The organism is Stenotrophomonas maltophilia (genome assembly GCF_002799245.1).
GTDB lineage: Bacteria > Pseudomonadota > Gammaproteobacteria > Xanthomonadales > Xanthomonadaceae > Stenotrophomonas > Stenotrophomonas maltophilia_S.
This window is the reverse complement of sequence record NZ_NEQV01000005.1, coordinates 227615-240058: the sequence shown is the minus strand read 5'-3', so window position 1 is coordinate 240058 and position 12444 is coordinate 227615. Positions and strand designations below refer to the sequence as shown.

Here is a 12444-nt window from a genome sequence, read left to right as displayed (position 1 = left end):
GGATGCGTGGACAGGTGTGGTAGCAAAGTAATGCACCACTTCACGGCAACACCATATCCCAAAGGTCATGGTGTCTTCACGCCGCTGGTCGGCCCACCCCCATTTCAGCTAGATGAAACCTGAGGCTATACTCGGGTCGTTCCGTACCCCACGCCGGAACGACCAGACCCGAATCCCCGGAAACGACACCATGCGCCCGCAGCCGCTCGCCGCTTGTCTCGCTCTGGCCGTCCTCCTGCCCCTTGGGGCCGCCGCACAGCCCGCTCCTGCTCCTGCCACACCCGCCCCGGCCCCGGCTCCCGCCGCTGCGCCCGCGCCTGCCGCACCCACTGGCAACTTCGACAATGGCCGCGTCCTGGCCTACACCTGCCAGGGCTGCCACGGCATCACCGGTTACAAGAACGCCTACCCCAGTTACCGGGTGCCGAAGATCGGCGGCCAGACCCAGCAATACCTGGCCCAGGCCCTGACCGAGTACCGCCAGGGCAAGCGCCGGCATCCGACGATGCAGGCGCAGTCGATGAGTTTCAGCGAACAGGAGATCGCCGATCTCGCTGTTTACCTGTCCACCGTCAAGTAAGGCCCGCCCATGTCGAAAGCCGCGCATCCGATGCGTCACGCCATCGCCCTGTCCGTTGCCCTGCTGCTGGCGGCCTGTTCACAGTCGCAGGTGGAAAACAGCGAGAAATCCGCCGCCGACCCGGGCCATGCCAGCGGCGAACACGGTTCTTCGTCCTCCGCCGGCCTGCCGGCGGGCCGCGAGGCCGCCGGTGAAGCCCGCGCCAAGGTGAAGGGCAAGGCCACCAACCAGAGCTGCATCGACTGCCACGGGGCTGACGGCAATGCGCCGATCGACCCGACCTATCCGAAGCTGGGTGGGCAGTACGGCGACTACCTGGCGCATGCACTGCAGGCCTACCGCGCCGGCGACCGCCAGCACATGCTGATGACGCCGCAGGCCAAGGACCTGAGTGATCAGGACATCGCCGACCTGGCAGCGTATTTCGGCAGCCGGCCGAGCCAGCTGCGGGATCTGCACGGGGTCAAGTGACCACCGCGCCGTTGCTGGCGCGGAATTCGCTTGGGTGGGTGCTGATCCGCTTGGGTGGGTGCGGACCGCTGGTCCGCATGGATCCGCTTGGGTGGGTGCGGACCGTTGGTCCGCACGGATCCGCTTGGCGTGGGTGCGGACCGTTGGTCCGCACGGATCCGGATATCCACGCATGGCGTGGATCTACTACCGAGCCGAGCATGGGCTCGGCTCTACAGCAATCGGCGCACCCGGGCGCCGATCAACCTCAGCCTTCCAGCTCTTCCCAGCGCCGGCCGTTCTTCTGTAGAGCCGAGCCTGCGCTCGGCTGCTCTGGCTTCCAGGAGCCGAGCATGGGCCCGGCTCTACAGCAATCGGCGCACCCGGGCGCCGATCAACCCTCAGCCTTCCAACTCTTCCCAGCGCCGGCCGTTCTTCTGTAGAGCCGAGCCTGCGCTCGGCTGCTCTGGCTTCCAGGAGCCGAGCATGGGCTCGGCTCTACAGCAATCGGCGCACCCGGGCGCCGATCAACCTCAGCCTTCCAGCTCTTCCCAGCGCGCGTAAGCGGCATCCAGTTCGGCCTGCACCTTGGCCAGCTGCTGCGTGTGCGCGGTCACTTCGGCACTGCTGCGGGTGTAGAACGACGGGTCGTTCATCGCCGAGGTCAGCCCTTCGACGTCGCCTTCCAGCTTCTCGATGGTCTTCGGCAGCTGCTCCAGCTCACGCGCTTCCTTGTAGGCCAGCTTGCGCTTGGGTGCAGCCGGAGCAGCGGCCGTGGCAGCCGGTGCAGCGGCCGCCGGCTTGACCGCCGGGGCCGCAGCAGGCGTCGCCACACTGGCCGCATAACGCTGCCAGTCGCTGTAGCCACCGACGTACTCACCGATCACGCCATCGCCCTCCATCACCAGCGTGGAGGTCACCACGTTGTCGATGAAGTCACGATCGTGGCTGACCAGCAGCAGGGTCCCGGTGTACTCGCCCAGCAGCTCTTCCAGCAGCTCCAGGGTTTCCACATCCAGGTCGTTGGTGGGTTCGTCCATCACCAGCAGGTTGGACGGCTGCGCGAACAGCTTGGCCAGCAGCAGGCGGTTGCGCTCGCCACCGGACAGGCGGGTGATCGGCGCACGCGCACGTTCCGGGGTGAACATGAAGTCCTGCAGGTAGGCATGCACATGCTTGCGCTTGCCGTTGAACTCGAGGAAATCGCGGCCTTCGGCCACGTTTTCGATCGCGCTCCAGTCTTCGCGCAGCACCGCACGGTACTGGTCGAAATACGCGATCTGCAGGTTGGTGCCCGCATTGACCTCACCCTTGGCCGGCTGCAGTTCGCCCAGCAGCAGCTTCAGCAGCGTGGTCTTGCCACTGCCGTTGGGGCCGATCAGGCCGATGCGGTCGCCACGCAGGATGGTGGTGGTGAAGTCGCGGACCATGGTGCGCTCGCCGAAGGCGAACGAAATGTCCTTGACGTCGATGACCTTCTTGCCGGAGCTGACACCCTGCGCGGCTTCCATCTTGACGTTGCCGCTGAGATCGCGGCGCTGCGAACGTTCGGTGCGCATTGCCTTCAGGCGGCGCACGCGGCCTTCGTCGCGGGTACGCCGGGCCTTGATGCCCTGGCGGATCCAGACTTCTTCCTGTGCCAGCAGCTTGTCGAAACGGGCGTTTTCCTGCGCCTGAGCGTTGAGGCGTTCCTCGCGGCGGCGCTCGTAGTTGGCCCAGTCGCCCGGCCAGCTGGTGACCTGGCCGCGGTCGATCTCGACGATACGGGTGGCCAGCGCACGCAGGAAGCGGCGGTCGTGGGTGACGAACACCACGCTGCCGCTCCAGCCCTTCAGGAACGCTTCGAGCCAGTCGATGGCTTCGATGTCCAGGTGGTTGGTCGGTTCGTCCAGCAGCAGCACGTCCGGACTGGACACCAGCGCGCGGGCGAGCAGCACGCGGCGCTTCATGCCGCCGGACAGGCGGCCGAACTCGGCGTCGCCGTCCAGGTCGAGCTTGGTCAGGGTTTCGCTGACGCGCTGGTCCAGGCCCCAGCCGTTGGCGGCGTCGATCTTGGCCTGCACGTTGCCGAGGGCTTCGCCATCGAATACCTCGGCATGGCTGAGGTGGTGGAATTCGGCCAGCCACTGGCCCAGTTCGCCGAGGCCATCGGCGACGACGTCGAACACCGAGCCGGCCGCGCCGTGTGGCACTTCCTGCTCCAGGCGGGTGACGCGCACGCCCTGCTGCACGCGGACTTCGCCGTCATCGGGCTTGTGGTCGCCGGACAGCAGCTTGAGCAGGGTGGATTTGCCGGCGCCGTTGCGACCGATCAGGGCGATGCGTTCGCCCGGCTCGATCGACAGTTCGGCCTTTTCCAGCAACAACGGGCCGCCGACGCTGAAGTCGACGTTCTGCAGAGTAATCAGAGGCATCCGGATATTGTACGGGTTGGGCGCGTCGGCCGGGTTGCACCCGGCACCCGCAGAGGCAACGGCCGCAGCGACAGCCAAAGCGGCTTACGGTGGCAGTCGGGCCGGTATGGATGAACGCTATAGGGCCAGTCGATCTGTCGGGGTCGGATCCCGTTGCTGCGCAACGGGCTCTGACCCCTTCATGGAATCCGCGTCGTGGGGGGATGGACCCCGGTTACTGCACTTCCCCCAACAAGGCCTGCAACCCCGGCAGCCAGTGCTTGCCCGGGTGGCGTACCAGCCACAGGGTGCGCTCCAGGGAGGGGAGCGGGGTCGCAAGCACACGCAGGCGGCCCAGGGCCAGCGGCTCCTCCAGCGCATGGCGCGAAAGACAGGCCAGGCCGAGGCCGGCGATGGCGGCTTGCTTGATCGCTTCGGTGTTGCCCAGCTGCAGGGTCTGCGCGAAGCCGCGCAGGTGCGGCAGCAGCGCCTGTTCCACGGCTTCGCGGGTGCCGGAGCCGGGCTCGCGCAGCAGCCAGCGTGCGCGACGCAGTTCGTCCAGCGACCAGCGTGCGGGGGCATCGGCGGCAGCCACGATCACCAGCGGGTCCTGCTGCCAGGCGGTCACCTGCAGGCCGCGCTCGTGGCATGGGCCTTCGATCAGGCCGGCATCCACATCCAGGCGCTGCACGGCGGCGACCACGCCGGCACTGTTGTCGATGCGCAGGTCGACTTCGGCCTGTGGCGCCTGCCGCAGCAGTTCGGCGATGCGCGGCGGCAGCAGGTAGTTGCCGATGGTGGTACTGGCTGCCAGCACCAACCGCAGCGGTGCGCCCTGCGACGGGTCGCCGCCGGCGGCCAGCTGCCGCTCCAGATCAGCGGCGTTGACCAGCAGGGTGCGGGCCGGCTCGAGCAGCGCGCGGCCATGCCCGTTCAGGGCCAGGCGGCGGCCAATGCGGTCGAACAGCGGGGTACCGAAGTGCGCTTCCAGCTCCTGCAGGGCGGCGCTGCTGGCCGATTGCGAGAGCGCGATGGCCTGCCCGGCGGCGGTGGTGCTGCCGTGATCGGCGATGGCGACGAAGACCTGCAGCTGGCGCAGGGTGAGGCGCATGACCATTACCCACTGTATAGGTAGATTTCACCCATATTATTCGTTTTACGGGTCAGCAACAAAGGCGCACGCTTGCCCCATCTCTCCCGTCCCACTCCTGCCATGAACGCCCCCGCTCTCTCCTCCTGGTCCCTGCCCGCCCTGCGCCAGCGCTGGCAGCCACGCCTGCCCGGCCTGCTGCTGGTGGGCCTGATCGCGGCGGCGTCGCTGTACCTGGCCGAGCTTCCCTGGCTTCAGGCGCACGGCTTGAGCGCGCTGACCGTGGCCATCGTCGCCGGCATCGTGGTCGGCAACACCCTCTACCCGCGTCTGGCGCCGAGCAGCGCGGCCGGTGTCGGCTTCTCCAAGCACTGGCTGCTGCGCGCCGGCATCGTGCTGTACGGCCTGCGCCTGACCTTCCAGGACATCGGCCATGTCGGCGTCAGCGGCGTACTGATGGACGTGCTGGTGGTGGCCAGCACCTTCGGCCTGGCCTGCTGGCTGGGTGTGCGCGTGTTCAGGATGGAACGCGAAGCGGCAATGCTGATCGGTGCCGGCAGCGCGATCTGCGGCGCGGCGGCGGTGATGGCCGCCGAACCGGTGGTGCGTGGCCGCGCGGCACAGGTCACGGTGGCTGTGTCGACGGTGGTGGTGTTCGGCACGCTGGCGATGTTCCTGTACCCGGCGCTGTATGCGCTGGTGCAGTCGCACGGCTGGCTGGCGATGGACGCGCGGCAGTACGGCCTGTTCACCGGCGCGACGGTGCATGAAGTGGCGCAGGTGGTGGCGGCCGGCCGCGCGGTCAACCAAGCGGCAGCTGACACCGCCGTGATCACCAAGATGGTGCGGGTGATGCTGCTGGCGCCGTTCCTGGTCGCGCTGTCGCTGTGGCTGGCGCGCGGCGGCAAGGCCAGCGCCGACGGCAGCAAGGCACGCATCGTGGTGCCGTGGTTCGCTTTCGGGTTCGTAGCGGTGGCCGGTTTCAACTCGCTGCATCTGCTGCCGGCCGGCCTGCAGGCGGGGCTGGTGCAGCTGGATACCGTGCTGCTGGCGATGGCGATGGCCGCACTGGGCCTGACCACCCACGTCTCGGCGCTGCGCCAGGCGGGCCTGAAGCCACTGCTGCTGGCGCTGATCCTGTTCGCCTGGCTGCTGTTCGGTGGCCTGGCGATTCATCAGGGCGTGCTGGCGGTGATGGGCTGAGCAAGAGCGTGCCGACCAACGGTCGGCACCCACCATCCAATTGGGGGTCGGATCCCTTTCCTGCGGAAAGGGATCCGACCCCACCCCATTGGACGGGAGCTGCCGCGCAGACAGGTACAATGCGCCATGACTGACTTCTCGACCCTGCCGCTGAGCCCGGCCCTGCAGCCCGGCCTGGATGCCCTCGGCTACACCACCCTCACTCCCGTGCAGGCACAGAGCCTGCCGGCCATCCTGGATGGCCGCGATGTGATCGCACAGGCGCCGACCGGCAGCGGCAAGACCGCCGCCTTCGGCCTGGGCCTGCTGCAGGCCATCGACCCCAGCCTGATCCGCGTACAGGCGCTGGTGCTGTGCCCGACCCGCGAACTGGCCGATCAGGTCGGCAAGCAGATCCGCAAGCTGGCCACCGGCATTCCCAACCTGAAGCTGTTGCTGCTGGTTGGCGGCGTGCCGCTGGGCCCGCAGCTGGCTTCGCTGGAAGGCCACGACCCGCACGTGGTGGTCGGTACGCCCGGCCGCGTGCAGGAACTGGCACGCAAGCGCGCGCTGAATCTTGGCGCGGTGCGCACGCTGGTGCTGGACGAGGCCGACCGCATGCTCGACATGGGCTTCGAGGAGCCGATCCGCGAGATCGCCGGCCGCACCCACAAGGATCGCCAGAGCCTGCTGTTCTCCGCCACCTTCCCCGACAGCATCCGCGCGATGGCGCGTGATCTGCTGCGCGACGCCGTGGAAGTGACCGTGGAAGGCGCCGACCAGGCACCGGCCATCCGTCATGTGTTCTGCGAGGTGGAACCGGCACATCGCCAGAAGGCGCTGGCCGGCCTGCTGCTGAAGTACACGCCGGAATCGGCGGTGGTGTTCTGCAACACCCGCAAGGACGTGGACGAAGTGGCCAACTCGCTGCAGCAGTTCGGCTTCTCCGCACTCGCCCTGCATGGCGACATGGAGCAGCGCGACCGCGAGGAAGTGCTGCTGTTGCTGGCCAACCGCAGCTGCAACGTGCTGGTGGCCAGCGACGTGGCTGCTCGCGGCCTGGACGTGGAAGAGCTGGCGGCGGTGATCAACTACGAGCTGCCGACCGACGTGGAAAGCTATCAGCACCGCGTCGGCCGTACCGGCCGCGCCGGTGCCAGCGGCCTGGCGATCAGCCTGGTGGCCGGCCGCGAGAAGACCCGCGCCGAAGCCATCGAAGCACAGCGCGGCGAACCGCTGGACTGGCAGAAGACGCCGCTGGCGACCTCGCGCCCGGCCGAACTGCCGCAGGCCGCGATGCGCACCCTGCGGATCGACGGCGGCAAGACCGACAAGCTGCGCGCAGGCGACATCCTTGGCGCACTGACCGGTGATGCCGGCCTGTCTGCCAAGTTCATCGGCAAGATCGCGATCTTCCCGACCCGCTCCTACGTAGCGATTGCGCGTGAGCAGGCCAACAAGGCCGTGGCCAAACTGGAAGCCGGCAAGATCAAGGGCCGTCGTTTCCGCGTGCGGATGATGTGATTGAAACAGCGTTGCCAGCCGAAGGCTGGCAACGACCTGACCTGGTAGCGGCCGGCCTTGGCTGGCCCGTCCGCGGCGCCAGTCGCGAAAAGCGGTGCCAACCAAGGTTGGCAACTACCAATGCGCGGCGACTCGAGCTGGCCGGTGCCAACCAAGGTTGGCAACTACCGGTGCGCGGCGATTCGATCTGGTAGATGCCAACCTTGGTTGGCACCCACCGATGCGCTCGCACACTGGATCAGAACACCAGTTCGGTGTGCAGCGGCAGGTCCGCTTCCCATCGGGCGCGGCCGCCAAGGCCGTCAAGCTCGACCAGCACGCCGGCACCAACCACTTCAACGCCCAGGCGGCGCACCAGCGACAACGCAGCCACCAGCGTGCCGCCGGTGGCCAGCACGTCATCGATGATCGCTACGCGGGCACCGGCCGGCAGCGCATCGGCATGCACTTCGATGCAGTCGCTGCGGTATTCCAGCGTGTATTCCTCGCGCAGCACCTGGCCCGGCAGCTTGCCCGGCTTGCGCACCGGCACGAAGCCGACGCCCAGCTCCAGTGCCATCGCGGCGCCGAGGATGAAACCACGCGATTCGATGCCAACCACCGCGTCCAGCTTCTGGTCGCGCCAGCGGTCGGCCATCGCGGTGATCGCGCCGCGGAAGTCCTCGCCATGGGCGAGCAGCGGCATGATGTCCTTGAACAGGATGCCGGGCTTGGGGAAGTCGGCGATGTCGCGCAGGCGGGAGGCCCACTGCGGAGCGACGATGGCGTCGGTCATGTCACGTTGGCTATCTGATGGCGGCATAGGGTACCTGTTCCGGGCGCCGCCTGCCTGTTGGGGGTGTTGGGCCGGGCTGCGCCCGGCACCTGCAGAGGCTTCAAGCAACGGCAACGGCAGAAGCGGGTTTCCTGTGGGATGGCGGGGTGGGTCCGGTGGCGGGAGACGCCGTAAACCCCGCTCCGCGGTCCGGCCCAGCCGCTGGCGGCTGTGCGTTCGGGCGCTTGCGAAGCAGTACTTCGCAAGCAAAGCGCCCTCACCCATGGGGGCTTGGCCGCGGCATCCATGCCGCGGACACTCCCGCCATCGGACCCACCCCGCCTTCGACAGTTTCCTGCGATCTGTCGGGCATTGCTTTCTGTAGATCCACGCCATGCGTGGATGAATCTTCATCGAAATCGACTATTCCGAAAGTTGAACGGAGAGCATCCACGCATGGCGTGGATCCACCGTGTCGACCAAGGTCGACACCTACCCACAGCAGTGGGGATCTGTCGGAGGCGGGGCGCAGCCCTGCAGAAGCCCGCCCTCAGGAACTGCAGGACAGCATCGAGCAGCCGGCGCGGTCGTCGGCCCAGGCCGGGCGCTTGCCGGCAAAGTGCTCGAGCCCCGGGCGTTCGGTGTACGGGTCGCGCAGCACCTCCTGCAGTGCATGAACACCGCCCGGATCACCCTGCTCCGCGCGGTCGATCGCCTCCTGGGCCAGCCAGTTGCGCAGCACGTACAGCGGGTTGGCCGCTGTCATCTTCGCCAGGCGTTCGCTGGCCGACAACGGATCGCTGCGCAGGCGTGCAGCGTACTCCTGCAGCCACTGCCGCAACGGCGCCTGCACCGCCTGCCTGCGCGCCTCGTCGTAGTACACCGCGTCCAGCAGCGCTGCATCCGCTGCCGCCGGATCGATCCGCATCAGTGCGCGCCAGGCCAGGGTCATGTCCATGGCCCCTTCCTGCATCAGCTGCTGCCAGCGCTGGTAGAGCTGCAGGTCGTCATCGTCGGCCGCGGCCAGCCCCAGCTTGGCGGCGGCATCGCGGCGCGTGCAGGCCACGAAGGTGGACTGGTAGGCCGCCAGTCCCGCCTGCAGCGGTGCAACATCGCCGAACAACGGCGACAACGCCTGGGCCAACCGGCTCAGATTCCAGTACGCCACCTGCGGCTGGGTACCGAAGCGGTAGCGACGACCCTGCGCGTCGGTGGTGTTCGGCGTCCAGTCCGGATCGAAATCCTCGACCCAGCCATAGGGACCGTAATCCAGCGTCAGCCCCAGCACGGACAGGTTGTCGGTGTTCATCACACCGTGCACGAAGCCGACACGCATCCAGTGCGCGATCATCTCGGCAGTGCGCACCGCGATCTGCGCGAACCAGTCGCCGTACAGTGCCTCACCCTGCCCCTCCAACCCAGGGAAATCACGGGCGATGCAGGCATCCACCAGCTGCTGCAACAGGACGGTTTCACCCCGCGAGGCCGGCAGCTCGAACGAACCGAAGCGCAGGAACGACGGCGAGACCCGGCACACGATGGCGCCAGGCTCGGCACGCGGGTGGCCGTCATAGAACATGTCGCGCACCACGTCTTCACCGGTGCCGACCAATGACAACGCGCGCGTGGTCGGTACGCCAAGATGATGCATCGCCTCGCTGCACAGGAATTCGCGGATCGACGACCGCAGCACGGCCCGTCCATCGGCACCACGCGAGTACGGCGTCGGCCCGGCCCCCTTCAGCTGCAGCTCCCAGTGCTGGCCATCCGGCGCAACCAGCTCGCCCAGCGAAATCGCACGACCGTCGCCGAGCTGGCCGGCCCAGTGACCAAACTGGTGGCCACCGTAGTTGGCTGCCCAGGGTTGCATGCCGGCGTACAGCGCATTGCCGCCGAACACCTGCGCGAAGCCCTCGCTCCCGACCTCGGCAGCATCGAAGCCGAGCATCGTGGCAACCTCGGGCGACCAGGCCAGCAAGGTGGGCGCCACCACCGGCGTCGGCATCACCGGCGACCAGGCCGCACCCAGCACTTCGCGGCGACGTGGGCCGGATTCGGGGTCGCCGGGCAGGATGTTCAGCAGGCGGTTGTCGAAACGGGGGGTGTTGGTATCCATGCTGCTGAAGATGGGGGCGACGGCCGCCCTCCTCAATTGCCGCTGAGTGCCTGCAGGTGGCCGCCATGGGCCTCGGCACGCTGATAGGCCGGGCGTTCACCGATACGCTTGAGGAAGCCACGCAGTGCCGGCTTGTCGTCGAGGCCACCACCGCGGGCGGCAGCGGCCTGGATCGGGAAGCTCATCTGGATGTCGGCCGCGCTGAAACGCTCGCCGGCAAACCACGGGCTTTCGGCCAGGCGGCGCTCCATCCAGTCCAGGTGCAGGCGCCGTTGCGGCCCAACGAAGCCCCGCTCGGCCTTGTCGGCAATGCTGCGCGCAATCGGGCGTGCAAAGAACGGCATCGGCGCATTGCGGATTCGGCCCATCACCAGGGTCAGCAGCAGCGGCGGCATCGCCGAACCCTCGGCATAGTGCAGCCAGTAGCGGTAAGCGATGCGTTCGGCCCCGTCGGCCGGCATCGGTGACGGCGACAGCTGGCGCTGCGTGTCGTAACGATCAGCGAGGTAGTCGAGGATCGCGCCGGACTCGGCCAGTACCAGCTCACCATCCTGCAGCACCGGCGACTTGCCGAGCGGATGCACCTTGCGCAGTTCCGGCGGTGCCAGCAGCGTCTTCGGATCGCGCGGATAGCGGCGCAGTTCGTAGTCCAGCCCCAGCTCCTCCAGCATCCACAGCACGCGCAGCGAACGGGAGTTTTCCAGGTGGTGAACGATGCGCATGGGTGGGCTCCTGTAGGAACGCGCATCCTACCGCGCCATTCCGCACAGGGGTGTCTGCTACGCTTCCTGCTCTCTGCGAGGTCCTCCAGATTGCCCGCGCCACTTGCCCAACTGCCTCCACTGGAGTTCATGCTGCACTTCCTGGAACCCGCTGAGGACGGGCCCTGGAACGAGTACATCTGTGAACTGATCGCAATGCGCGCGGTCAGCGCGTTCGGCCCGGCCGACTGGCTGCGGTTGCGGCACATGGCCCCGCAGATGCCGCTCTACTGGCAGCTGCGCTGCACCGAGGTATTGAGCATGTGCGGGCTCGCCCAGGCCGAACCCTTGCTGCTGGATCAACTGGATTCAGCGGATGACGAAACACGCATCCAGGCCGCGTGCGCGCTTCAGAACATGAGCGTGCGGGTGGGTTCACAGCACACCCCGGCCCTGCGCGAGACACTGGCCCGCACGCCGGTATCCCGTCCCTGTGAGCGTGCCGACATCACCCTGCTGCTCGAGAACGCACGGGCCGCGGCCGAGTGACACCCCGATCAGGTTGCCGCCGATCTCCCTCGACCAGGCAATAAAAAACGCCGGAAGCTTTCGCTTCCGGCGTTCTGGCTACCCAAAGGTAGCAGACGGATTAGACCGCCTGCACCTGGTCAGCCTGCATACCCTTCTGACCCTGGACGGCGATGAAGGTAACCTTCTGGCCTTCCTGCAGGGTCTTGAAGCCGGTGCCCTGGATCGCGCGGAAGTGCACGAACAGGTCCGGGCCGCTTTCCGGGGTGATGAAGCCGAAGCCCTTGGCGTCGTTGAACCACTTGACGGTGCCGGTCTGACGTTCAGACATTTTACTAACTCCTGAAACACATGTTGAAAAAAATCGCAGCCACCGGGTATCGGGGCCGAGACTGAGTTGCAGGCGTTGGTAAAGCGGATCGATGAGTGGATCGTGAGATCAACTGCACCAGGCCACGATTCACGGTGACCCTAGCAAACACAGTGGGTCGCACGATACGCGGGTTTTCCGCAAAAAGCGATAGTCCCGACGTTCATGGGAACTGGTCACCCGCTAGGCGTGACAAGGGTTGGCAGCCTTTCGCGGCTAACTCCGAGTCCCCATTCAGGTTTTTCCTACCCTACACTGGGCAAATGACTGAAGCTGAAACCCGCGCTGAACACGCCTCCCCCCGTATATGGGTGGACGCTGACGCCTGTCCCACCGTCATTCGCGACATCCTGTTCCGCGCAGCTGAACGGGTCGGGATCGAACTGACCCTGGTCGCCAACCAGTGGATCCGCACCCCGCCCTCGCGCTGGCTGCGCTCGATCCAGGTGCCGCAGGGGCTGGACGTGGCCGACAGCGCCATCGTCGAGCGGGTCGCCGCCGGTGACCTGGTGGTCACCCAGGACATCCCGCTAGCCGCGCTGGTGCTGGACAAGAAGGCCGTCGCGCTGAACCCGCGCGGCCAGCTGTACACGCCGAACAACATGGCCGAGCGGCTGTCGATGCGCAATTTCATGGAGGAGCTCCGCGGCGCCGGGGTGCAGACCGGCGGACCGCCGCCCCTGGGACCCCGCGACCGGCAGCTGTTCGCTGCCGAGCTGGACCGCTGGCTGGCGCGATGCCCGGCCCGCTGACCGC

At 67.3% G+C, this 12444-nt stretch carries 12 protein-coding genes; 6 read left to right on the top strand and 6 right to left on the bottom strand.

The features are described from left to right. Nucleotides 1-190 precede the first annotated feature (190 nt). Nucleotides 191-580, top strand: coding sequence for a c-type cytochrome (locus B9Y64_RS16050; RefSeq protein ID WP_049447846.1), 390 nt, complete (start codon nucleotides 191-193; stop codon nucleotides 578-580). Between the two features lie 9 nt (nucleotides 581-589). Continuing rightward, nucleotides 590-1051 carry a c-type cytochrome gene (locus B9Y64_RS16045; protein ID WP_019661289.1) on the top strand — a complete coding sequence of 154 codons (462 nt, stop codon included), beginning with the start codon at nucleotides 590-592 and terminating at the stop codon, nucleotides 1049-1051. A 512-nt stretch (nucleotides 1052-1563) separates the two neighbouring features. Here B9Y64_RS16045 and B9Y64_RS16040 read toward each other — a convergent pair. Together B9Y64_RS16040 and B9Y64_RS16035 are read right to left on the bottom strand one after the other, a co-directional pair. Next, the gene (locus tag B9Y64_RS16040; RefSeq protein WP_100441561.1) at nucleotides 1564-3444 is read right to left on the bottom strand and encodes an ATP-binding cassette domain-containing protein; all 1881 of its coding nucleotides are present in this window, start codon (nucleotides 3442-3444) and stop codon (nucleotides 1564-1566) included. 214 nt (nucleotides 3445-3658) lie between these two features. Then, nucleotides 3659-4534: a LysR family transcriptional regulator gene (locus B9Y64_RS16035; protein WP_100441755.1), complete on the bottom strand. Its 876-nt coding sequence runs from the start codon at nucleotides 4532-4534 to the stop codon at nucleotides 3659-3661. 102 nt (nucleotides 4535-4636) lie between these two features. Between B9Y64_RS16035 and B9Y64_RS16030 the strand changes: the two genes are divergently transcribed. Continuing rightward, nucleotides 4637-5716, top strand: a complete 1080-nt coding sequence (locus B9Y64_RS16030; protein ID WP_100441560.1) for a YeiH family protein — start codon at nucleotides 4637-4639, stop codon at nucleotides 5714-5716. 126 nt (nucleotides 5717-5842) lie between these two features. Continuing rightward, nucleotides 5843-7219 (top strand): ATP-dependent RNA helicase DbpA, encoded by a 1377-nt coding sequence (gene dbpA, locus B9Y64_RS16025; RefSeq protein ID WP_100441559.1) that lies wholly within the window; start codon nucleotides 5843-5845, stop codon nucleotides 7217-7219. Between the two features lie 238 nt (nucleotides 7220-7457). Here dbpA and B9Y64_RS16020 read toward each other — a convergent pair whose 3' ends face one another. The 3 genes from B9Y64_RS16020 to B9Y64_RS16010 form a co-directional block, all read right to left on the bottom strand. Beyond that, on the bottom strand, nucleotides 7458-7994 hold the full coding sequence (locus B9Y64_RS16020; RefSeq protein WP_100441558.1) for an adenine phosphoribosyltransferase: 537 nt from the start codon (nucleotides 7992-7994) through the stop codon (nucleotides 7458-7460). Between the two features lie 529 nt (nucleotides 7995-8523). Next, nucleotides 8524-10089, bottom strand: coding sequence for a protein adenylyltransferase SelO (locus B9Y64_RS16015; protein WP_100441557.1), 1566 nt, complete (start codon nucleotides 10087-10089; stop codon nucleotides 8524-8526). A gap of 32 nt (nucleotides 10090-10121) precedes the next feature. Further along, on the bottom strand, nucleotides 10122-10811 hold the full coding sequence (locus B9Y64_RS16010) for a glutathione S-transferase family protein (RefSeq protein WP_100441556.1): 690 nt from the start codon (nucleotides 10809-10811) through the stop codon (nucleotides 10122-10124). A gap of 129 nt (nucleotides 10812-10940) precedes the next feature. Here B9Y64_RS16010 and B9Y64_RS16005 point away from each other — a divergent pair, with 129 nt between their 5' ends. Continuing rightward, entirely contained in the window at nucleotides 10941-11339 is a 399-nt protein-coding gene (locus B9Y64_RS16005) for a hypothetical protein (protein ID WP_100441555.1), read from the top strand. A gap of 100 nt (nucleotides 11340-11439) precedes the next feature. Here the strand turns inward: B9Y64_RS16005 and B9Y64_RS16000 are convergent, their stop codons facing one another. Beyond that, a complete protein-coding gene (locus B9Y64_RS16000; protein WP_005416210.1) occupies nucleotides 11440-11649 on the bottom strand; it encodes a cold-shock protein in 210 nt (69 codons plus the stop codon). Nucleotides 11650-11951: 302 nt separating this feature from the next. Between B9Y64_RS16000 and B9Y64_RS15995 the strand changes: the two genes are divergently transcribed. Beyond that, a complete protein-coding gene (locus tag B9Y64_RS15995) occupies nucleotides 11952-12440 on the top strand; it encodes a YaiI/YqxD family protein (protein ID WP_100441554.1) in 489 nt (162 codons plus the stop codon). Nucleotides 12441-12444 lie beyond the last annotated feature (4 nt).

Bases quoted from the DNA above. Each gene is read 5' to 3' on its own strand.
- B9Y64_RS16050 (WP_049447846.1), top strand. From the start codon at position 191: ATGCGCCCGCAGCCGCTCGCCGCTTGTCTCGCTCTGGCCGTCCTCCTG.
- B9Y64_RS16045 (WP_019661289.1), top strand. From the start codon at position 590: ATGTCGAAAGCCGCGCATCCGATGCGTCACGCCATCGCCCTGTCCGTT.
- B9Y64_RS16040 (WP_100441561.1), bottom strand. From the start codon at position 3,444: ATGCCTCTGATTACTCTGCAGAACGTCGACTTCAGCGTCGGCGGCCCG.
- B9Y64_RS16035 (WP_100441755.1), bottom strand. From the start codon at position 4,534: ATGCGCCTCACCCTGCGCCAGCTGCAGGTCTTCGTCGCCATCGCCGAT.
- B9Y64_RS16030 (WP_100441560.1), top strand. From the start codon at position 4,637: ATGAACGCCCCCGCTCTCTCCTCCTGGTCCCTGCCCGCCCTGCGCCAG.
- dbpA (WP_100441559.1), top strand. From the start codon at position 5,843: ATGACTGACTTCTCGACCCTGCCGCTGAGCCCGGCCCTGCAGCCCGGC.
- B9Y64_RS16020 (WP_100441558.1), bottom strand. From the start codon at position 7,994: ATGACCGACGCCATCGTCGCTCCGCAGTGGGCCTCCCGCCTGCGCGAC.
- B9Y64_RS16015 (WP_100441557.1), bottom strand. From the start codon at position 10,089: ATGGATACCAACACCCCCCGTTTCGACAACCGCCTGCTGAACATCCTG.
- B9Y64_RS16010 (WP_100441556.1), bottom strand. From the start codon at position 10,811: ATGCGCATCGTTCACCACCTGGAAAACTCCCGTTCGCTGCGCGTGCTG.
- B9Y64_RS16005 (WP_100441555.1), top strand. From the start codon at position 10,941: ATGCTGCACTTCCTGGAACCCGCTGAGGACGGGCCCTGGAACGAGTAC.
- B9Y64_RS16000 (WP_005416210.1), bottom strand. From the start codon at position 11,649: ATGTCTGAACGTCAGACCGGCACCGTCAAGTGGTTCAACGACGCCAAG.
- B9Y64_RS15995 (WP_100441554.1), top strand. From the start codon at position 11,952: ATGACTGAAGCTGAAACCCGCGCTGAACACGCCTCCCCCCGTATATGG.